The organism is Ottowia thiooxydans DSM 14619 (genome assembly GCF_000422885.1).
Classification (GTDB): Bacteria; Pseudomonadota; Gammaproteobacteria; order Burkholderiales; family Burkholderiaceae_C; genus Ottowia; species Ottowia thiooxydans.
This window is the reverse complement of sequence record NZ_AUGX01000060.1, coordinates 1-19,922: the sequence shown is the minus strand read 5'-3', so window position 1 is coordinate 19,922 and position 19,922 is coordinate 1. Positions and strand designations below refer to the sequence as shown.

Below are 19,922 nucleotides of genomic sequence, written 5' to 3'. Positions count from 1 at the left end.
GGGCGGGCAAGAGCACTGCAAGATGCTCTTGCTTCGTGAACTAGCTTGCGGCAGCTGTTTGAACGTAGAGAGCGAAGCGAACAAAGTGAGTTCTGCCGCACCGCGCATTGGCCGAGCACCGCAGGTTGCCCGGAGCGCAGCGCAGGGACACGGCAAGTGGGGTCGCCTTTTCTTTGGTTTCTTTCTTTTGGCGACGCAAAAGAAAGAGACTGCGCAGCCGGGCGCAATTCCCGGCCTCCGACTTCAAGAGAAGAGCAGAAGGCAATTAGCAACCGCCGCGCCTAAATCCACCGCCGCTTGCCCTCACCCCCACCCTCTCCCAGAGGGAGAGGGAGCTAAGACACCCGCAGCGCCTAAATCCACCGCCGCCTGCCCTCACCCCCACCCTCTCCCAGAGGGAGAGGGAGTTAAACCCCAAAACACAACAAAAGGAGCCCCACATGGCAGACATTCCCGTCGGCGAAAAATCCGGCAAAGTAGTCATCAAGAACATCGGCCTGCTTCTATCAGGCGACATTGACCGCCCCATCCTCGATGCCGAAACCATCATCATCCAGGACGGCATCATCACCGCCGTAGGCAAGTTCAAAGACTGCGACACCACCGACGCCAAAACCACCATAGACGCCCGTAAAACCAGCCTAGCCCCCGGCCTGATAGACAGCCACGTACACCCCGTGGCCGGCGACTGGACACCCCGCCAAAGCCAGCTCAACTGGATCGAATCCAGCATGAACGGCGGCGTGACCACCATGATCTCCGCCGGTGAAGTCCACTACCCCGGCCGCCCCAAAGACATCGTAGGCCTGAAGGCGCTGGCCATCACTGCGCAGCGTGCCTTCGACTCTTTCCGCCCCGGCGGCGTGAAGGTCCTGGCAGGCGCGCCCGTGATCGAAAAAGGCATGGTGGAGAGCGATTTCAAAGAACTGGCTGAAGCCGGTGTGAGCTTGCTGGGCGAAATTGGCCTGGGCTCCGTGAAGGCGGGCTACGAAGCCAAGGAGATGGTCGCCTGGGCCCGTAAACACGGCATTCAGAGCACCATCCACACCGGAGGCCCTTCGGTGCCTGGCTCTGGCTACATCGATAAGGAGACCGTGCTGGAGGCTGATGCAGACATCATTGGCCACATCAATGGAGGCCACACCTCCCTGCCCATGAAACACGTGTGCGATCTGTGCGAGCAAAGCACACGAGGCATTGAGATCGTGCACAACGGCAACGAGAAAGTGGCCATTGGCGCGGCGCGCGCGGCCATAGAACTGAAGTGTCCGCACCGCGTGCTCCTGGGTACAGACGGCCCGGCTGGATCGGGCGTTCAGCCGCTAGGCATCCTGCGCATGATCGCGCTAATTTCTTCCATGGCAGATATCCCAGCCGAGCTCGTGTTCTGCTTTGCCACTGGCAATACAGCGCGCATGCGCAATCTCAATTGCGGCCTGATCGAGGTGGGCCGTGCAGCGGATTTCGTCTTCATGGATCGCGCGCAGCACACCGCTGGCCAGACCCTGCTGGAGAGCGTGCAACTGGGCGATCTGCCCGGCGTTGGCATGGTGATGATCGACGGCCTTGTGCGCTGCGGACGCAGCCGCAACACGCCACCAGCGACCGAAGTGCCACAGGTCGTTGCCGGTCATTAGTGAGCCGACGCCTTGACGTATTAACCGTTCGCCCTGAGCCTGTCGAAGGGTTTCGACAGGCCCCAACGGAATCAAATTTTCATGATGCTGCAGGAATGATTCTAGGGAAAACACGGGGCCATTCCTGTGTGTTCCCGGATTGACTCTGAAGGAGGTGGCTTTTAAGATGACACCAGTTTCATGAAGTATGTACTCCATGAATGTAAAAAGAATTTCATGCCAGCCCACGCATCGGTATATCAGTGCATCAGTACATTGGTACCTCACAAGCCTGGGTTGGCGCCGGCCAAGCATTTTTAAAACCCAGGAGCTCTCATGTACGACAATTTTCAAGTTGATCGCCTGATCGATATGTGGCTGACAGAAGACATCGGCTATTGCGACCTCACGGCGCAGCTGATGATCGAGGCTGATGAAACCGCCGCATTCCAGATGAATGCACGCGAATCCATCGTGGTGGCCGGTGTAGATGTGGCGGCACGCGTGTTTCGCCGCTACGACGCAGATGTCCAGGTCAAGACCCTGGTGCGCGATGGCCAACGCGTAGAAAAAGGCACCCGCTTGCTGGAAGTCACCGGTAGCGCGCGCAGCTTGCTGACCGCAGAACGCACTTCGCTCAACATCATCCAGCGCATGAGCGGCATCGCCACTGAAACCTTGCGCTATGTAGAGGTGATCAAGGGCACCCATGCGCGCTTGATCGACACACGCAAAACCACACCTGGCTTGCGCATGCTTGAAAAGCACGCTGTCACCTGCGGTGGCGGCTTGAACCACAGGCTGGGTCTGGACAACGGCGTGATGGTGAAAGACAACCACATCGCTGTGTGCGGTGGCATCGCCAAGGCAGTGGAGCGCGCACGCCGTCAGCTTCCTGTGCTCACCAAACTGGAGATCGAATGCGATCGCCTGGAGCAGGTGGAGGAAGCGCTGGCAGCGCAGGTCGATGTGATCATGCTGGACAACATGTCAGTGGCAGACATGGCGCAGGCCGTCAAAATTGTGGGCGGCCGCACCAAGCTGGAAGCCTCCGGCGGCATCCGTCTGGACACCATTCGCCCCATTGCGGAAACGGGTGTGGACTACATCTCCACTTCCAGAACGCACCAGTCCGCACCAGCGGTCGACATCGGGCTAGACGCAGCTTGAGCCTGGCTTAAAGGTCGTGAACGAATCCACCGTGTCAGGCACGCGGCCCGTACCCCCGGGCATATTCTTTCTCGTGGTGGGCCCGAGCGGCGCCGGCAAAGACACCTTGATCGACGGTGCACGCGCCGCCTTGGTGCCAGCCGGCCGCCACGTGTTTGCCACCAGGGTGATCACGCGGCCTGCTGACGCCGGTGGTGAGCAACACACCGCCGCTACCGATGAGCAATTTGCGCAAGACGAACAGGCTGGGCGCTTTTTGATCACCTGGTCTGCCCATGGTTTGCGCTATGGGCTGCCGGCTACATTGGCCAATGAGCTTCAAGGTGGCCGTCACGTGATCGCCAATGGATCGCGCGGTGTGATTGCCGAGTTGGCTGGCCGCGTGCCGCGCCTGGTGGTGCTGCACATCTCGGCAGACCGTGGGGCCTTGGCTGAGCGAATCCTTGAACGCGGTCGTGAAGAGGGCGAGCAAGTCGCCCAACGCCTGCGGCGCGAAGTCACCCTGGCTGTGCCGGAGGGCGTACAGCTGTTTGACATTCATAACGACGGCACGATCGATGAAGGCAGAGAGAAACTGCTGGCAGCTATCGACAGCGCGCAGCGGAGCTTGAAGATAGTTCCCTATCCCGTTGACACCTGGCGCGAGCGCGTGGCCTACCTCCCGCAAGACAGCGTGGTGGGCGCAGCCGACTATCTCGGCCCAGGGCGGATCTCCATTGAAGGCCCATCGCGCAGCATCACCGCCAGCGTGCATATGACGTTGGGCGGCCCGGCATTGGCAGCCGATGAGATTGGCCTGTCGGTCCACGCGTTTGAATCACTGGCTTTGGCACAAGGCACGCGAGTAGACATTCGGCGCACGCCCGCACCGGAAAGCCGCCAAGCCCTGCGTGAAAAAATCCAAGGCCATGCTCTCAGCGAAGCGCAGTACGCGCTCTTGCTGGAAGACATCTTGCAAGGCCGCTACCCGGATAGCGAAGTCGCCGCTTTTCTGGTCGCTGCAACGCGTTCGCTAAGCGACCGTGAAGTGGTGGCGCTTGCGCGGGTGCGCGCTTCCTTCATGCCCCGCATTGATTGGAATGCGCCCATCGTCGTGGACAAGCATTCCATGGGTGGCATTCCCGGTAGCCGCATCACCCTCATCGTGATCCCCATCGTGGCCGCGCATGGATTGTTGATTCCCAAGACATCCTCACGCGCCATCACGTCAGCCGCTGGCACCGCTGACGCCATGGAGGCTGTGGCGCGTGTCGATCTCACTGCAGCCGAAGTGAGGGAAACCGTGCAACGCACAAAAGGCTGCATTGCCTGGAATGGGCGGCTCAATCACTCCGCGCTGGATGATGTGATGAACCACATCACGCGGCCGCTGGGCATTGACTCCAACCGCTGGTCCGTGGCTTCCATTCTTTCCAAGAAACTCAGCGCAGGCTCCACCCACGTCATCGTGGATCTGCCCTGGGGCCCGCAAGCCAAGTTGAAGACGCTGGCTGAGGCAAGTGAGTTGGCGCGGCTCTTTGAAACTGTGGGTCAAGCCCTGGGTCTGGTGGTGCAAGCACATGCGACGGATGGCTCCGCCCCTATCGGGCGCGGCATTGGTCCGGCGCTGGAAGTGCAGGATGTGCGGCAGGTGCTGAGCAGTGCACCAAATGCCCCCGTTGACCTACGCACCAAGGCGCTCGCGTTTGCAGCTCACATCCTGGCTTGGGATCCTGCGCTTGGACACTACGAGGCCGGCCTGGCCCGAGCCGAAGAGCTGCTGCGTTCAGGCGCCGCCCTGGAAAAATTCGAAGAAATCATTGACGCCCAAGGCCGCCGCGCAGAGCCGGTTCAACCCGCTGCATTGGCACATTTCGTGCGTGCCAGAGGGCATGGTCGTATTCGGAGTATTGATATCGCCCGCATCAGTGAAGTGGCGCGCCGAGCTGGTGCACCCGCGGACAAAGCTGCCGGCATCCATCTGGCTGCAGGGCTTGGTGAGGAAGTGGTTAAGGGCCAAGTTCTCTACACCATCCACGCCAGTGCCGCGTCAGATCTGGAAGCGGCTGCTCATCTGGCTGAGCAGGCCAGCGGTATTGCACACGGTATGGATTAGGTCAGTCAACAAAAGTTTTTCCCACGCGTTACTGCTTTGCAGGAGGTTTTTCATGAAGCCGATTAGTCGTTTGTTCGCTTGTCTGGCCGCTTTGGCGGTACCGTTCACTCCCGCGTTGGCGGCGGACTTCCCAGACAAGCCAGTCACCATCATCGTGACCTTTCCGCCTGGCGGCGGAACTGATTTGCTCGCTAGGCTGCTGGGCACCGAGCTGCAAAAAACCTGGAAGCAGAGCGTGGTGGTGGAAAACCGCGCAGGCGCAAGCGGCAACATTGGTGCGCAAGCCGTGGCACGTAGCCCGGCAGACGGCTACACCCTGCTCATGGTTAACAGCTCGTTTGCCGTGAACCCTGGCGTGTTCCGCAAACTCCCCTTCGATCCCAAGGCGGATTTCGCGCCCGTGATCAATGTGGCCTACGTGCCCTCGGTGTTCCTGGTTCCACCAGATTCGCCTTATCAAAACCTCAAAGACATGGTGGCCGCTGCGAAATCAGGCCGTCACGTGACCTTTGCCTCCTGCGGAAACGGAACGCCTCAGCATCTTGCCGGCGAGATGCTCGCGGCCGACAGCCAGGTCAAGCTTCAGCACGTGCCTTATCGTGGTTGCGGCCCGGCATTGGTCGATCTTCTGGGCGGGCAAGTGAGCTCCGCCATCGTCACGGCCTCATCGGCCATGCAATACATCACCTCGGGCAAGGCACGTGCCTTGGGCGTTACATCCAAGGCACGTTCGCCATTCCTGCCTGCGGTTCCCTCGGTGGCTGAACAAGGCCATCCGGGCTATGAGTTGGATCAATGGCATGGTCTTCTGGCTCCGGCCAATACGCCCAAAGCCGTGATCGACAAGATCAACGCCGACGTCGCCACCATCGTTCAGAGCAAGGAGATCAAGGATAGGATGACCCAGTTGCTCTACGTGGTGGTCAACGATTCACCCGACACCTTCAAGAAGATCGTGTGGGATGACATTGACCGCTTCAGCCAGTTAACCAACAAGATGGGCCTGAAGCTGGACTAAGCGCCGCCCGCCACCCCGGAGGCCTGCCGCCGCCTTAACGGTTCGCCCCCGCGTTGACGGTCTGCCACCGCGCTAACGGTTGGTCCCCCGCTGGGACCGCCGAACTCCCGCTCGGCATCCCCGAACTCCAAAGACCCTGGATTCTCACTGACCCGTGACCGGCCATCCGGGGATCCAGGATTACCTGACGCAACGTGCCCTAATCACACACTCTCTAATCGGCGCTAATTGACCCGGTCGTCTGCGAGTGCGGTGCTTCTTAACCCTCGATCCCCGCCTGCGCGCGGGGCCGGCCATCCGGGGATGACGAGACCGGGATTACGATAAGGGAGATGGCGAGAAGGGGATGACGAAAGAGACTCATCGGCAAAGACACTTCCGCCGACTCGCCCCTTAAGCCGCCCCCTCAAGCAAGGGCCAGAAGCTGCCCTCTGAGCTTTTGAGGTTAAACCCGCCCCTGGCCGGGGCGGGCCTCATATCACTGGAATCGGAAGCCCAACATCACTTCCAAGCCACGGCGATCCGCATAGGTGAGCGTGAACTCTCCATAGCTGGTCGCTGAAGCACCAGCAGGTTTTCCAACGATCGGCAAAGTCGCTGAATTAGAGCCTACGGTAAGTGCCGCGTATGCAAAAGGTGATCTAACCAGCGGGAAGCCTCCTGTGGCGCCCACCTTCGGTCCTTGAGCGAATGAAGTCAGCGCCGTAGCCGCCAAGGGAGGAGCTCCTACAAGAGTCGGCTTTGGGGCTGACCAACCGAAAGTCAACTGGCTACCGCTGCCCCTGAAATCATCTGCGAGCTCCATCGTATTGCGTGAAGGCTGGTTGCTGATGAGGGGGTACACGCCAAAGCCTTCAGCTGAAGATTTCGCGAAGGTGAAAGGCGTGCGCGCCAGTGTTGTCGTATAGCTCGCAATTGGCGTCTTACCCTGCTGGCCATTGATGGTTTTCCAGCCGTCGTCGGCATAGACATCAATCGTGAACTGTGCACTTTGTTTGAAGCCCCAGGAGTCAAAGGCTGTATCCCTCGCGCTCACGGTTTGCGGCAAGGGCGTGGTGTACATCTCATAAGTCAATGAGCTTCCCCACGCGTTCCCGCCCAAGCCCAGCCCCGTGCAATCTGCGGTGGCCGCATTGGCCAGACTGTTGTCAGCATTGGAGCGGCAATTGCGGAACGCGTCTGTGTCGGCGTAATTAGCATTCCCGCGTTTGCCCTGCATTTCCGGCGCATCACGCGCCACTCGAGGTGAGAGAAGCTTAAGTGACATTTGGCTGCCATTGCCCGCAGCCCAGCGCACCACCGCGTAGGTCGCTTTGGCGGCGGGGTCGTTGATGAGCATGCGCACCTCGCGCCGCTCCTCTACGACAGGGGCCACGGTTGGAGCATTGTTGATGGGGTATTGAGTCCACACCGCATTGCGTGCTCTCACGCGCGTGCCCACTACCTTGCCGTTGCCCAGAAGGCGTAGCTCGGGCGAAACTTGCGGGGTGGCGCAGCTGCCAGATGAACTGCCAGCCACCAGCGTCACCAGGGGGTTCTGCCTGCTTGTGCCGTCAGTGAAGGTTTCGTCGTAGCTGACATCCACTTCGCGGCGCTTGGAGCCGTCGGCGTTGGTGATTTCGCGTTCGGCCAACACCTTCGCATTGCTGAATGTGCGGCCCACCAAGTAGGCGTTGGTGATCTTGAACTCTGCCTGGCTCTGATTCCACTCGGCGATTTGAAGTGCGCGGGTGTAGCCATCGTCCAGAACACAAGCGTCTGATCCGGCGTAGCGAGCCTCGCCTGCTGCGGGCAATGCGGTTTTCGTGATGGCTTCCTGAGCTTGTACGAATTTCTGGAGGAGTTCGGCACTAGGGGCCAGCGGCGCAGGTGCAGGTGTGGGTGCCGGTGTTGGGGCAGGAGTCGGCGCGGGTGTAGGTGCTGGGGTCGGTGCAGGAGTTGGGGCTGGCGTAGGCGCCGGCGTGGGTGCTGGGGTTGGCGCTGGGGTTGGTGCAGGAGTCGGGGCTGGCGTAGGTGCCGGCGTGGGTGCGGGCGTTGGCGTTGGCGCCGGTGTAGGCGCCGGATCATCATCACCTCCGCCGCATGCAGCTAGAGCGAAAACGGCGCTAGCCAGAATGGCGCAGCGCCGAAGCTTGGTGGAATGCGTAATCATGGAAGTGATGCCTTTCAAAGAATTCGGTGAACACGCCTTAGTCTGTCCAAACGTCTCCTTCGCCGCCATCCCGCAATTGCGGTAGGGAGAGCTTCCTTCCGATGTCTCGCGCCGCGCTTCGGCCGGTTCAGACCACCCCGAGCGGTGATTACCGATTCAATGCATTGAGGTATCAGACATGCAACGCGCAATACAAAGGCACCATTGATCGGAGCGCGCGTTGCTGAAGGCCGCCCTTCAGGTGGAGGCATGAAGCTGCCCCCTGGGCTTTTGAGGTTAAACCCGCCCCCGCAGGGGCGGGCCTTGCATCACTGGTATCTGAATCCCAACAAGAACTCCAAACCGCGGCGATCAGAGTAGGTGAGCGAGAACTCTCCATAGGTGGTCGCGGAGGCGCCAGCAGGTTTTCCGACGATCAGCATGGTCGCTGATTTGGCAGCCGGGGAAAGTGTCGCGTATGCCGGACCGGATCTAACCAATGGGAAGCCGCCCGTGGCACCTACTTTCGGACCCTGAGCGAATGAATTCAGCGTTACAGCTGCCATGGTGGGAGCTCCCACAAGCTTCACTTTGGGGTCTGCCCAGGCGAGAGTCAACTGGCTGCCAGCACCCCTGAAATCACCAGCGAGTTGCAGTGGACTGCGCGAGGGAGTGCCAGTGGTGAGAGGGTATCCGCCGTAGTCCCCAGTTGACATCATGTGCGCAAAGGTCGCCGGCGTGCGTGCCAGCGTGGTCTTATACGTCGCAATCGGCGTCTTGCTCTGCTGGCCGTTGATGGTTTTCCAGCCGTCGTCGGCATAGACGTCAATCGTGAACTGCGCACCTTGGTTCAAGCCCAAAGTATCGTAAGCGGCATCCCGAGCAGCAGCTGTATGCGCCGGGGTGTTGGGGTCATTGAATGTGGCTCCCCATACGTTTCCAGCTGTGCCCAGCCCCGTGCAATCTGCGGTGGCTGCATTCGCTGCAATGTTGTCAGTGCTAGAGCGGCAATTGCGGAAGGAATCCGTATCAGCGTAATTGGCGTTGCCGCTTTTGCCCTGCATTTCTGGCGCATCGCGTGACACACGAGGAGAGAGCAGCTTGAGCGACATCTCGCTTCCATTGGTCGCGGTCCAGCGCACCACAGCGTAGGTTGCTTTGGCTGCGGGGTCGTTAACAAGGAAGCGCACCTCGCGCCGCTGCTGAAAGCGGGTGGGCAAGCCATTCACGGTGTTGATGCTGTACTCAGACCACACAGCATTGCGTGCTCTCACGCGCGCTCCAACAATCTTGCCATTGCCCAGAAGGCGCAGCTCGGGCCCATCTTGCGGAGTGGCGCAGCTGCCGGATGAACTGCCAGCCACCAGTGTTACCAGGGGGTTTTGCCTGCTGGTGCCGTCGGTGAAGGTTTCGTCGTAGCTGACATCCACCTCGCGGCGCTTGGAGCCGTCGGCGTTGGTGATTTCGCGTTCGGCCACCACTTGCGCGTTGCTGAGCTTGCGGCCCACCAAGTAGGCGTTGGTAATACTGAACTCGGTCTGGCTCTGGTTCCACTCTGAGATTTGAAGCGCGCGGGTGTAACCGTCGTCCAGCACACAAGCGTCTGACCCGGCGTAGCGAGCTTCGCCGGTCGCCGGCAATGCGGTCTTCGTGATGGCTTCCTGAGCTTGTATGAATTTCGGCAGGAGCTCGGCTGTCGGGGCCAGCGGTACAGGTGCAGGAGTTGGGGCAGGAGTGGGCGCTGGCGTAGGTGCGGGTGTGGGGGCAGGCGTAGGCGCCGGCGTTGGCGCTGGGGTAGGCGCTGGGGTAGGCGCGGGTGTTGGGGCTGGCGTAGGTGCGGGCGTTGGCGCTGGGGTAGGCCCAGGGGTTGGCGCCGGAGCATCATCACCGCCGCCGCATGCAGCTAGAGCGAAAACGGCGCTAGCCAGAATGGCGCAGCGCCGAAGCTTGGTGGAATGAGTAATCATGGAAGTGATGCCTTTTAAAAAATTCTGCGAGCGAGGTTGCTAGTCTGTCCAAGCGCCCCTATAGCCGCCTGTCCGCAATTTCGGTCGGAACGGCCTTTTTCTGGCGCTTACGCGAAGAATAGAAAACGTAACCAGTTATGTCATCACCCGAACGGGTGATAAGCATGGAATGAGCCCTCTTTTGTTGCCCGCTTTTTGCGTGGTAGATCTGAAAGGGTTAGCTTCCCTCTCGATGAGCTCATGCCAAAAATGCAGTTGCGGTGGTCGGGCCGCCCGCGCGCCATGTCAGCTGCCAGCCCCTGGGACCGCCGAGCTCCCGCTCGGCATTCCCCGATCTCCATCGCACCGACGCATCAGAGCCCTATCTCGCGCGTAACTGGTATTTCCTACCCATCCCCAGCCAAGCGAGCACCAGGCCAAGCATTGCCAGGCCCCATGTCGATAAGGTTGGCACAGGCGTAGGGGTAACCAGCTGAGAGCTCATGACCCCCACCTGCCCGGGATCCACAATCCGGCCATTGACCAGCCCGTCGTCATCACCCTGCCCGCCATCGCGCAGCGTCAGCGTGACGGTGCTGCTGCCCGGCTGGGCCACAGCGTTGCTGTAGGGCGCCCACGCACCAGCGTTCAGCTTCCAATACCGCACTCCCTGAGGCAAGGCACTGGGGTAAGTGAGCGTGAGCGTCACATCCGTTGGATCACACCCTGCCAGCGCAAAGTCCAGCAACCCGTGCGGGAGGCTTAAGCTCGACGGCGGCGCGGTAGCGGCATCGCCCACTGCCATCACGCGCACATGTTCAAAGCGGCAGGTGCTGCCACCCCCGGTCACAGTTCCTGTCAAGGTACCGGAGCCGGTAGGTGTGAGAGCAGAGAACGATTTGGAGTCAGCCAGCGGAGTGGCAGGGTTAGAGGGCGTAGGTGGTGTGCTGCTGCCTGCTTCATTGAGAGCCTCTACCGTGAAGGTGTAGGTCTGTCCATTGGTCAACCCGGTGAATGTGCAGGTAGTGGCTGTGGCAGGTGTAGGCGTGCAGGTGCTCCCGCCGGGTTGCGCAGTGACCACATAGCCAGTGATTCCGCCGCCTGTGTTGGCCGGTGGTGTCCAGGTCACGGTCACTTGGCCAGGAGCGGTAGGTGTCGCTTGCACGTTGGTCGGTGCACCAGGTGTTACAGCAAGAATCCTCACGTTTTGCGTGACCTGAGCGGCAGCCGCCCAGTTCGCATCACCCGCTTGATCAGCGGCCAGGGCGCAGATCCCAGCCCCCACTATGCTCACAGTTCCACCTGCAACCGTACACACACTGGCGGATGAACTGCTGTAGGTCACAGCCAATCCAGATACTGCGGTGGCTGCTGGGCTCACAGGGAACGTACCGCCAGCCGAGTAGGTCTGGTCAGCCTGAGCGGGGAAGTTAATGGTGTTCCCGCCTTTGTCTATGGTGACGTTCTGAGTGACTGGCGCAGCGGCCACCCAATTCGTGTCTCCGGCTTGATCGGCAGCCACCGTACAGGTACCTGCAGTGAGCATGGTCACAGTCGAGCCAGCCACAGAGCACACCGCCGGAGTCGAGCTGCTGTAAAGCACGGCCAAGCCGGATGAGGCAGACGCTGGAGTCAGGGCGAAGGTGCCGTTGCTTGCATAGGTCTGGTTAGCCTGCGCCGGGAACGTGATGGTGTTGGCCCCCTTCTGAATGGCGATGTTCTGTGTCATCCGTGCGGCGACAGCCCAGTTGGCATCGCCCGCCTGATCTGCAGCCACCGTGCAGGTGCCTGCAGTCAGCATGGCCACCATTGAACCGGAGACATTGCACACCCCAGTGGTCAAGCTGCTGTAGGTGACACCGAGGCTTGAAGAGGCTGAAGCGGGGCTGATGGCAAAGGTACCACCCGAGGTGTAGGTCTGACCACTTTGCGCGGGGAAGGTGATGGTATTGAGACCTTTGGCAACGGAGATGGTCTGTGTTACCGGGGTGGCTACATTCCAGTTGCTGTCTCCAGCTTGGTTTGCAGCGATGGTGCATGTACCCGCGCCCAGCATGCTCACGGTGGAGCCCGCTATGGTGCAAATGCCAGCGGTCAAACTTGAGTACGTCACTGCCAAGCCTGATGTGGCGGATGCAGGGCTGATGGCAAACGTACCGCCAGTTGAGTAAGTCTGGTTGCCTTGTGCAGGGAACGTAATGGTGTTGGTGCCCTTGCCGATGGCAACGCTCTGCGTCACCTGCGTAGCAACGGCCCAGTTGGCATCTCCGCTTTGGTTAGCTGCAATCGTGCAGGTACCCACAGCCAACATCGTCACGCTTGAGCCTGCCACTGTGCACACCGAGGTGCTCAAACTGCTGTAGCTCACCGCCAAGCCTGAAGCAGCCGTGGCCGGGCTCAGCGCGAAGCTACCACCCGATGTATAGCTCTGATTGCCCTGCGCTGGGAAGCTGATCGTGTTGACACCCTTTTGAATGCTCACACCTTGCGTCACCTGCGTGGCAGCAGCCCAGTTGGTGTCACCAGCCTGGTTGGCCGCCAGGGTGCAGGTACCAGCAGTGATCATCGTGACGCTGGAGCCAGAGACCGTACACACGCTCAGAGTCAAGCTGCTGTAGCTGGGCGCCAGGGTAGAGGTGGCTGTCGCAGGAGTGATGGCAAAGGTGCCATTGGGCGAGAAGGTCTGGTTGCCTTGAGTTGGGAACGTCAGGGTGTTGGTGCCCTTTTGAAGGGTGATGTTCTGAGTGACCGGTGTGGCTACTGCCCAATTGGCATTACCTGCCTGATTGGCCGCAATGGTGCAGGTGCCTGCAGTGAGCATGGCCACCATGGAGCCGGAGACATTGCATACACCAGTGGTCAGGCTGCTGTAGGTCACGCCAAGGCTTGAAGCAGCCGAAGCAGGGCTGAGAGCGAAGCTACCGCCTGTAGAGTAAGTCTGATTACTTTGAGCAGGGAAGGTGATGGTGTTGACCCCCTTCTGAATCGAGATGGTCTGCGTTACCTGCGTAGCGACGGCCCAGTTCGCGTCGCCGGCTTGATTAGCAGCGATGGTGCAAGTGCCAGCCCCCAGCATACTGACCGAGGAGCCCGCCACCGTGCAAACGGGGGAGGTCAGGCTGGAGTAGGTCACTGCCAAGCCTGATGCAGCAGATGCGGGGCTCAGAGCAAACGTACCGCCTGTTGAATAAGTCTGATTGCCTTGAGCGGGGAAGGTGATGGTGTTGATGCCCTTGTTGATGGCAACGCTCTGAGTGGCTTGAGCAGCGGGTAGCCAAGCCGAGTTACCACCTTGATTGGCAGTCAAGATGCAAGTGCCAGCGCTGACAACGGTGACCGTGGCGCCGCTCACCGTACAGACACCTGCAGTCTGGCTGCCGTAGGTCACACCCAAGCCTGAAGAGGCCACTGCTGCTGGGTTGATGGCAAAGCTGCCGCCTATAGAGAAGTTCTGGCTACCCTGTACCGGGAAGTTAATGGATTGCGTGCTTGGGGGCGTAACGGAGTTGCTCACGGCAGAGCCCGTGCTCGCACCTTCTGCGTTAGTGGCGGTGACAGCAAAGCTGTAAGCCGTGCCGCTGACTAACCCGGCGACGACGCAGCTAGTCTGGCCTGGCCCCGCAGTGCACCCACCGCTGGGGCTTCCCGAGACGGTGTAGCCGGTCAATGCGCTGGAGCCGGAGCTGGCAGGAGCTGTCCAACTCACGGAAGCTTGACCTGAACCGGGCAGGCCCAGCGCTGCCTGTACGTTGGTCGGCGCGGCGGGTGCGACGATCTCGCGAGTGATAGTGACGGTATAAGTGCGCGTGGAAGTTTCGTCGCCTGAGGTCACTTGCACGGAAATCATGTTAGTGCCTGGGTTGAGTGCCAGGGTTGTGGCGGTGCCGCTGGTGGCAGGAGCACCGTTGATGGTGATCGTGGCGTCGTTTATCCACTCCGTAGGGGTGAGCGTGGCGCTAGCACCCTGCACGGTGGCTGAGTAGTTCAGCGTGTTGCTGTTGAAGGTGGGGGAAAGGGCGACGGGGTCGCCACCTGCGGCCAGTGTGAGGCCAAGCAGACGTGCTTCGCTGGAGAGCGCGCCGTTGGTGCTTTTGAAGACGCTGCGGTTGTAGGTGCCAGCAAAGATCGTCAGACCGCCGTTGCCCAGTGCAAGGGAGGACACGTATGGGCTGGTCAGACCAGTACTGGCGGCGGCCCAGGAGTTTCCGCCACTAGTGCTTTTGAAGATGCCACCGTAGGTGCCGGTGAAGATCGTCTGGCCGTTGCTACTCAGCGCCAGGGAGGTCACATTCGGGTTGGACAGCCCGTTGTTGACTGTGACCCACGAACTTCCGTTGTGGAGGGTTTTGAAGACGCCACCGCCTTCGGTGCCGGCGAAGATCATCAGGTCGTTGCTACTTAGTGCAAGGGAGACTATATTCTGATTGGTCAACCCGTTATTGAAGGTGGCCCACGAAGTTCCGCCGTTGCTGCTTTTGAAGACGCCACCACCGTAGGTGCCAGCAAAGATCGTCTGCCCGCTGCTACTCAACGCCAGGGAGCGTACATCCTGGTTGTTCAGACCATTGTTGACGGCGACCCAGGAGGCGCCTCCGGTGGCAGTTTTGAAGACTCCGCTGGAGGTGCCGGCGAAGATCGTCTGGCCGTCGGAACTCAACGCCAGGGAGGAAACAGACGGAACGGTCAGCCCATTGTTGAAGGAAGCCCAGGAGGTTCCGCCGTTGGTGCTTTTGAGGACCCCGAGGCCGGTGGCGCCGGCGAAGATCGTCTGGCCGTCGGCACTCAACGCTAGGGAGCGAATTACCCGGTTGTTCAGGCCATTGTTGACAGCAGCCCAGGAGGTTCCACCGTTGGTGCTTTTGAAGACGCCGCCGTAGGTGCCGGCGAAGACCATCTGTCCGTCACTACTCAACGTCAGGGAGAACACTTCCAGGTTAGTCAGACCATTGTTGACGGAGGTCCATGTGGTTCCGCCGTTGATGCTTTTGAAGGCACCGCCGTCGGTGCCAGCGAAGACAGTCTGTCCGTCGCTACTCAACACTAGAGAGGACACGTTCTTGTTGGGCAGCCCATTGTTGAACTGGGCCCAGGAGTTTCCGCCATCGGTGCTTCTGAAGATACCGAGGAAGGTGCCAGCAAAGATCGTCTGTCCGTTGCTAGTCAACGCCAGGGCGGATACATAGGGATAGGTAAGCCCATTGTTGACCGCGACCCACGAGGTTGCACCGCTGGTACTTTTGAAAACGCCTCCACCGGATGTGCTGGCGACGATCGTCTGACCGTCGGTACTCAACGCCAGGGCGCGCACTCTCAGGTCGGGCAGCCCACTGTTGAAGGCGACCCAGGTGTTTGCGCCGTCGGTGCTTTTGAAGACACCGCCGTCATCGGTGCCGACGAAGACGGCTTGTCCGTCGCTACTCAACACCAGGAGGTGAGCACGCAGGTTGGTCAGCCCATTGTTGACGGCGGCCCAGGAGTTTGCGCCGTCAGTGCTTTTGAAGACTCCTCCACCGTAGCTGGCGGCGAAGATAGTTTGTCCGTCGCTACTCAACGCTAGCGCGGACACATACAGGTTGGTTAGCCCAGTGTTGGCGGTGGCCCATGAGTTTCCGCCGTTGATGCTTTTGAAGAGGCCCCCGCGAGAGGTGCCAGCGAAGATCGTCTGACCGTTACTGCTCATCGCTAATGCTCGAATGTCACCGCCATCAGGCCCCACTGACCCCCACGCATTTACCGCCCACGCCGTTGAGCTCACACTCCCCCACAACAGCGCAAACACCAATAACCAGCGCAGCCACCAAGGCCTATTGTGTTGTTTCTTAGCCCCAACTTTAAATGGGCAAACAGTGGCAGCGCTCATAGTGACCTCGGATCAAACGACAACATCCAAACGCTCCCATCTCCACCATCCCGCAATCTGGGAATGGAGAGCTCCTTGTCGGCGCTTTAGCGCAGCATAGAAAACGTAACTAGTTACGTCATCACCCGAACGGGTGAGAACCAATAATTTTTTTGGCTACTGCAAGGCATCGGCGAGTTTTCCAATCCTCTCTATCGCCGTCCATACCGCAAATGCGGTATGTACAGCCAGCTGGCGATCGGGAAAGCTAGGCGCATCAGTAAAACAAGAGGGCCAGCTTCTAGAAGGGGTTGGGGGAATACATGATGCGAATGAGCAAAGAGCTGCCTGCCGGGGCAGGGTGGGAGACGCGGGTCACTGCGGTAGTGGTTCTACTCGCCATGGCTGCACTGGCGGGTTGCCAAACAAACCCGCCGCTGCAAAACGCCACCGGCGTTTCTTCGATGGAGGTGGACCCCAGCCGCAAGGGGCCGGTCTCGGGCGTTGGCGTTGAGGGGCACGATATCGTGTCCATGGCTGACCAGATGATGCGCGACATTCTGGCCGAGCCTATCTTTGCCGACACGGGAAAACGCCCACGCGTGGTAATTGACGCGCAGTACTTCGTCAACGAGAGTTCGCAGGCGATCAACAAGAACATGATCACCGAGCGGCTGAGGGTGAACCTCAACAGGGCGGCTCGTTCCCGTATGAGTTTCATCAGCGACCAGAGCACAGCCATGGTCGAGCGTGAGCGAGCCCTCAAACGCAGCGGCACGACCGATGTGGGTACGAGGGGGCTGACCAAAGCCGTGGCGGGCGTGGACTTCCGTCTCACGGGCAAGATCACTTCACACGACAGCCGCAATGTCAGAAGCGGGTTGGTGCAGCGCCACACGCAGATAACTTTCGAGCTGATCGATGTGGAGACCAGGGAAATCATTTGGTCCAACTTCTACGACGTCGCTCGCGCTGCGGCGGACGACGTGGTCTACCGCTGAAAAGAGCTTGTTCCCATGATGCTTCGAACAACTCTTTGTCTGGCACTGGCCGCGTTGGCCACTGGCTGTGCCACGCAGTCCTCCACCCCGCTCACGGTGCAAGGCTGCCCCACCTGGGCGCATCAGCTGGCCGCCGGAAATCCTTGGCCTAACGCGCAGGTGCTTTCGCCTGAGCTGGCGCAAGTGATCGGCGTGCGCGAGGTCTTAACCAGCCGTACCGGCACTGGCATGGCTGCGGTGCAGGCCAGCGTCTACAACTGTACCGATGTGGACGTGGTGCTCTCGATGCGCACGCGGTTCACCGGTGAGCGCGGCCAGAGCGAGCCGCCCAGCTCCTGGAAGACCGTGCATCTGCCGCCGCGCAGCCAGGCGGCATATGGCGAAAGCGCTGTTTCGCAGGCCACTCGTGGGGTGGCTGTGGAGATCTACGACGCCAACCGGGGCCAGAGCCAGTTCGCTCCCGGCCAGAGCTACGCCGTGCCGATGCCCGGTGGGCCATTGCGCTAAGGAGATTCACCATGAAATCTTTCAGAAAAGCGGTGCTGACGGCAGCCGCTGCGGGAGCACTCAGCCTCGCGCTGGCCGCCAATGCCCAGGCTCAGGCACCACACATTCCAGCCAGCGCATACAGGGCTGGCGAGCCTGACGTGATTACACGGGCGCCCGAGCCGCTTCAGGCCACGGATGCGCGGCCGTTTCATCGCGCAGCATTCACCGCGGCCTATGCCAGGGCAAAGCGGCCTGCCGTGGCGGTGCTGTGGAACCGTGAGTATTCCGACATGCTGGAGCAGAACACGCTGTCGCAAGCCCGCGTGGATTCTGTACAGGCTCGCTACGGCGAGACTATTGGCCTGGCCGCGCAGCGGCGTGGTCTGGGGGTGGCTTATGGTGAGGCCGCTGGAGCTGCCGTAGCCAGCACCACGGTGAGCGTGGGCGAGTCCAAGACCTCCCAGGCGCGGCGTACCGGGCCGGTGGAGCGCACCGATCTGCAAATGCGCGCCGCGTTCCAACAAACCATGGCGTCCGCCGGTGTGCGGCTGGTGGATCGCAACGTGGTCATGCGCTCCTTGGCTGCTAGCAAGAAAACCAGGGGCCAGGAAATAGACAGCCAGCAGATAGAGGCCGAAGCCATTGCTTCGCATGCTCAAGTGCTGATTGAGGTGCTCACCACCCGCGACGCCGCCGCACCGCTGGGTTGGTCGGTCTTCGTGTCCATCAAACGCATGGCTGACGGGGTGATTCTGGCTGAGGGGTACCTGGATGGCGAGCAGCCCAAGGATGCTCCGGCTCCTCGCGTGAAATTCGAAGCCGATCCGAATGGTGGCTACCGCGAAGCGCCACAAAGCAACGCGGCAACGGATGTGGGCCGGCGTATGGGTGAGCAAACGCTGGCTCGCTTGGGTGAAGCGCTGGCGCGCTGAACTCAGGGCTACTTTTATCAACACGGCACCGTACGTAAAACAGAAAAGGCAAGAGGAGAAAACATGTCCCGCATTCAACCCAAGCACCGTCTGGCCGCCCTGGCTGTGGCGATCTCCGCCCTGAGCCTTCCCGCTCATGCGCAGTTCGGCAGTCTGTTCCAGGCAGTGATGCAAAGCCAACAAAAAGCGGAGCAGGCCAAGGCCGCGGAAGCCGCTGCGGCGCCGCCCGCCAAGAGATGGAGCGCGGCCCAATCTGTGCCGGTGGAGTTGAAGCAACAGGCCGAAGCCCTCTCAGCCCGCATACCCGACGCGCAGATGCGCCCGTTGTATGAGCGCCTGTACATAGAAGGCGAGCGCAACGCCACGCTGAACTACGAGCGCATTGGTCTGGCCGCGCTAGCTGCTGGCCGCCTGGACGAAGCGGAAAAAGCTTTCGAAGCGGCAACCTTCCGCATCGATCAAATCTACGCGGACAACGCGGAAGCGCAGAAAGCCAAATCGCTCTGGACAGCGGAGAAGATCAAGGACTACAAGGGTGAGCCCTATGAGCGCGCCATGGCTTACTACTACCGGGGCCTGGTGTATGTGGCGCGTGGCGATTTCCAGAACGCGCGGGCCATGTTCAAGCAGGCCGATTACCAAGACACAGTGGCTGAATCCGAGCAGTACGCGGGCGACTTCGGCCTCATGCCCTACATGGCCGGTTGGGCCAGCCACTGCGACGGTAATGCCAACTTGGCCCAGGACTTCCTGCAAATGGCCGTCAAGGGCGATGCCAGTTACGCCAGCATGCGGGTAGACCAGCCAGTACTCGTGCTGTTTGAAACCGGGCGAGCACCCTTCAAGTACGGCGCCGGCAAACACGGTGAGGCGCTCAAATGGCAGCCTCATGAGGGGTCTCCCCAGGCGGTTAAATCTATCTGCGCGGCTGGTGGCGGCGAATGCCTGCCGGGCAGCCCGGTGCAAGGGGCCGATCTGGGCTTCCAGGCTACTACGCGCGGAGGCCGCCCCATAGACGCCGTGCTGGACGGCAAGGCCGCATTCAAGGATGGCGCGCAGAGCACAGCCAATGTCGCCGGTGCCGTTGGCGCAGCGGCCATGGATATAGGCTTGGCTTCGGGCAACAACAACGCTGCGGGCCTGGGTTTGCTGGGGCTATTCGCGGGCTTGGTGGCCCAAGGTGTGGCAGCGTCCACCCAGACGCAGGCAGACATCCGTGAGTGGGAGCAACTGCCCGCTACGGTGTGGCTGGGCACGGCAGCCGACAAGACGGAGGCTGGCTTGGCCGCCATGGTCGAAACCGAAGGCGGCAGTGCCCAACCTGTGACGCTGACGCGCCTGGCCGACACGCCTTCGTGCCAGCTCTATTGGGGCCGCAGCAACGCACCGCTCGGCACTGTGGCCGATGCGGGGCCGATCGAGCCCGGAAAGCATGCGCGTGACCCCGCATTCCGCCAGGCACTGGAGCAAGCGGTGGTGACGCAGGCATCGAACTGAGAGCCTGCGTAACCACCCTCTCCTATCGAGATGGTGTTTCGTGATTTTCAAATTCAACTCGTTTTGAGGTTTCATATGCAAAAGTACAAGTTATTGGCTGCGGCAGCAGCTCTCGTGATGCTGGTGGCCTGCGGCGGCGGTGGCGATGACGCGACCGGTGGCACTGGCACTGGCACTGGCACTGGCAC

The 19,922-nt window shown here is 60.7% G+C and carries 11 protein-coding genes; 8 read left to right on the top strand and 3 right to left on the bottom strand.

Translation table 11 applies throughout. From position 1 onward, the window contains the following. Positions 1-440 precede the first annotated feature (440 nt). The 4 genes from G518_RS0125170 to G518_RS0125155 all read left to right on the top strand — a co-directional run bounded on the left by G518_RS0125170 (position 441) and on the right by G518_RS0125155 (position 5,899). Positions 441-1,637 (top strand): amidohydrolase family protein, encoded by a 1,197-nt coding sequence (locus G518_RS0125170; RefSeq protein WP_028604859.1) that lies wholly within the window; start codon positions 441-443, stop codon positions 1,635-1,637. Positions 1,638-1,952: 315 nt separating this feature from the next. Beyond that, positions 1,953-2,786: a carboxylating nicotinate-nucleotide diphosphorylase gene (gene nadC, locus G518_RS0125165; RefSeq protein WP_028604858.1), complete on the top strand. Its 834-nt coding sequence runs from the start codon at positions 1,953-1,955 to the stop codon at positions 2,784-2,786. A gap of 16 nt (positions 2,787-2,802) precedes the next feature. Continuing rightward, complete coding sequence (gene phnN / locus G518_RS0125160; protein ID WP_156909541.1) at positions 2,803-4,881, top strand: phosphonate metabolism protein/1,5-bisphosphokinase (PRPP-forming) PhnN; 2,079 nt, start codon at positions 2,803-2,805, stop codon at positions 4,879-4,881. A gap of 52 nt (positions 4,882-4,933) precedes the next feature. Next, positions 4,934-5,899 carry a Bug family tripartite tricarboxylate transporter substrate binding protein gene (locus G518_RS0125155; protein ID WP_156909540.1) on the top strand — a complete coding sequence of 322 codons (966 nt, stop codon included), beginning with the start codon at positions 4,934-4,936 and terminating at the stop codon, positions 5,897-5,899. A 478-nt stretch (positions 5,900-6,377) separates the two neighbouring features. Here G518_RS0125155 and G518_RS40765 read toward each other — a convergent pair whose 3' ends face one another. The 3 genes from G518_RS40765 to G518_RS38775 all read right to left on the bottom strand — a co-directional run bounded on the left by G518_RS40765 (position 6,378) and on the right by G518_RS38775 (position 15,656). Beyond that, a complete protein-coding gene (locus G518_RS40765; protein ID WP_211231766.1) occupies positions 6,378-8,051 on the bottom strand; it encodes a hypothetical protein in 1,674 nt (557 codons plus the stop codon). A 308-nt stretch (positions 8,052-8,359) separates the two neighbouring features. Beyond that, positions 8,360-9,997, bottom strand: a complete 1,638-nt coding sequence (locus G518_RS40760) for a hypothetical protein (RefSeq protein ID WP_028604855.1) — start codon at positions 9,995-9,997, stop codon at positions 8,360-8,362. A gap of 361 nt (positions 9,998-10,358) precedes the next feature. Further along, a complete protein-coding gene (locus G518_RS38775; protein ID WP_051237383.1) occupies positions 10,359-15,656 on the bottom strand; it encodes an IPTL-CTERM sorting domain-containing protein in 5,298 nt (1,765 codons plus the stop codon). A 491-nt stretch (positions 15,657-16,147) separates the two neighbouring features. On the opposite strand from G518_RS38775, the gene G518_RS0125130 reads away from it, so the two are divergent. The 4 genes from G518_RS0125130 (at position 16,148) to G518_RS36890 (ending at position 19,734) form a co-directional block, all read left to right on the top strand. Beyond that, a complete protein-coding gene (locus G518_RS0125130; protein ID WP_084652266.1) occupies positions 16,148-16,816 on the top strand; it encodes a penicillin-binding protein activator LpoB in 669 nt (222 codons plus the stop codon). A 15-nt stretch (positions 16,817-16,831) separates the two neighbouring features. Then, the gene (locus G518_RS38770; RefSeq protein ID WP_051237382.1) at positions 16,832-17,323 is read left to right on the top strand and encodes a putative periplasmic lipoprotein; all 492 of its coding nucleotides are present in this window, start codon (positions 16,832-16,834) and stop codon (positions 17,321-17,323) included. A gap of 11 nt (positions 17,324-17,334) precedes the next feature. Next, positions 17,335-18,237 carry a hypothetical protein gene (locus tag G518_RS0125120; RefSeq protein WP_028604853.1) on the top strand — a complete coding sequence of 301 codons (903 nt, stop codon included), beginning with the start codon at positions 17,335-17,337 and terminating at the stop codon, positions 18,235-18,237. 63 nt (positions 18,238-18,300) lie between these two features. Beyond that, positions 18,301-19,734, top strand: coding sequence for a COG3014 family protein (locus G518_RS36890; RefSeq protein ID WP_051237381.1), 1,434 nt, complete (start codon positions 18,301-18,303; stop codon positions 19,732-19,734). The last annotated feature ends 188 nt before the right edge of the window (positions 19,735-19,922 follow it).

Excerpts from the sequence above, each read along its gene's own strand:
- G518_RS0125170 (WP_028604859.1), top strand. The coding sequence starts at position 441 with ATGGCAGACATTCCCGTCGGCGAAAAATCCGGCAAAGTAGTCATCAAG.
- nadC (WP_028604858.1), top strand. The coding sequence starts at position 1,953 with ATGTACGACAATTTTCAAGTTGATCGCCTGATCGATATGTGGCTGACA.
- G518_RS0125155 (WP_156909540.1), top strand. The coding sequence starts at position 4,934 with ATGAAGCCGATTAGTCGTTTGTTCGCTTGTCTGGCCGCTTTGGCGGTA.
- G518_RS40765 (WP_211231766.1), bottom strand. The coding sequence starts at position 8,051 with ATGATTACGCATTCCACCAAGCTTCGGCGCTGCGCCATTCTGGCTAGC.
- G518_RS40760 (WP_028604855.1), bottom strand. The coding sequence starts at position 9,997 with ATGATTACTCATTCCACCAAGCTTCGGCGCTGCGCCATTCTGGCTAGC.
- G518_RS38775 (WP_051237383.1), bottom strand. The coding sequence starts at position 15,656 with ATGAGCAGTAACGGTCAGACGATCTTCGCTGGCACCTCTCGCGGGGGC.
- G518_RS0125130 (WP_084652266.1), top strand. The coding sequence starts at position 16,148 with ATGAGCAAAGAGCTGCCTGCCGGGGCAGGGTGGGAGACGCGGGTCACT.
- G518_RS38770 (WP_051237382.1), top strand. The coding sequence starts at position 16,832 with ATGATGCTTCGAACAACTCTTTGTCTGGCACTGGCCGCGTTGGCCACT.
- G518_RS0125120 (WP_028604853.1), top strand. The coding sequence starts at position 17,335 with ATGAAATCTTTCAGAAAAGCGGTGCTGACGGCAGCCGCTGCGGGAGCA.
- G518_RS36890 (WP_051237381.1), top strand. The coding sequence starts at position 18,301 with ATGTCCCGCATTCAACCCAAGCACCGTCTGGCCGCCCTGGCTGTGGCG.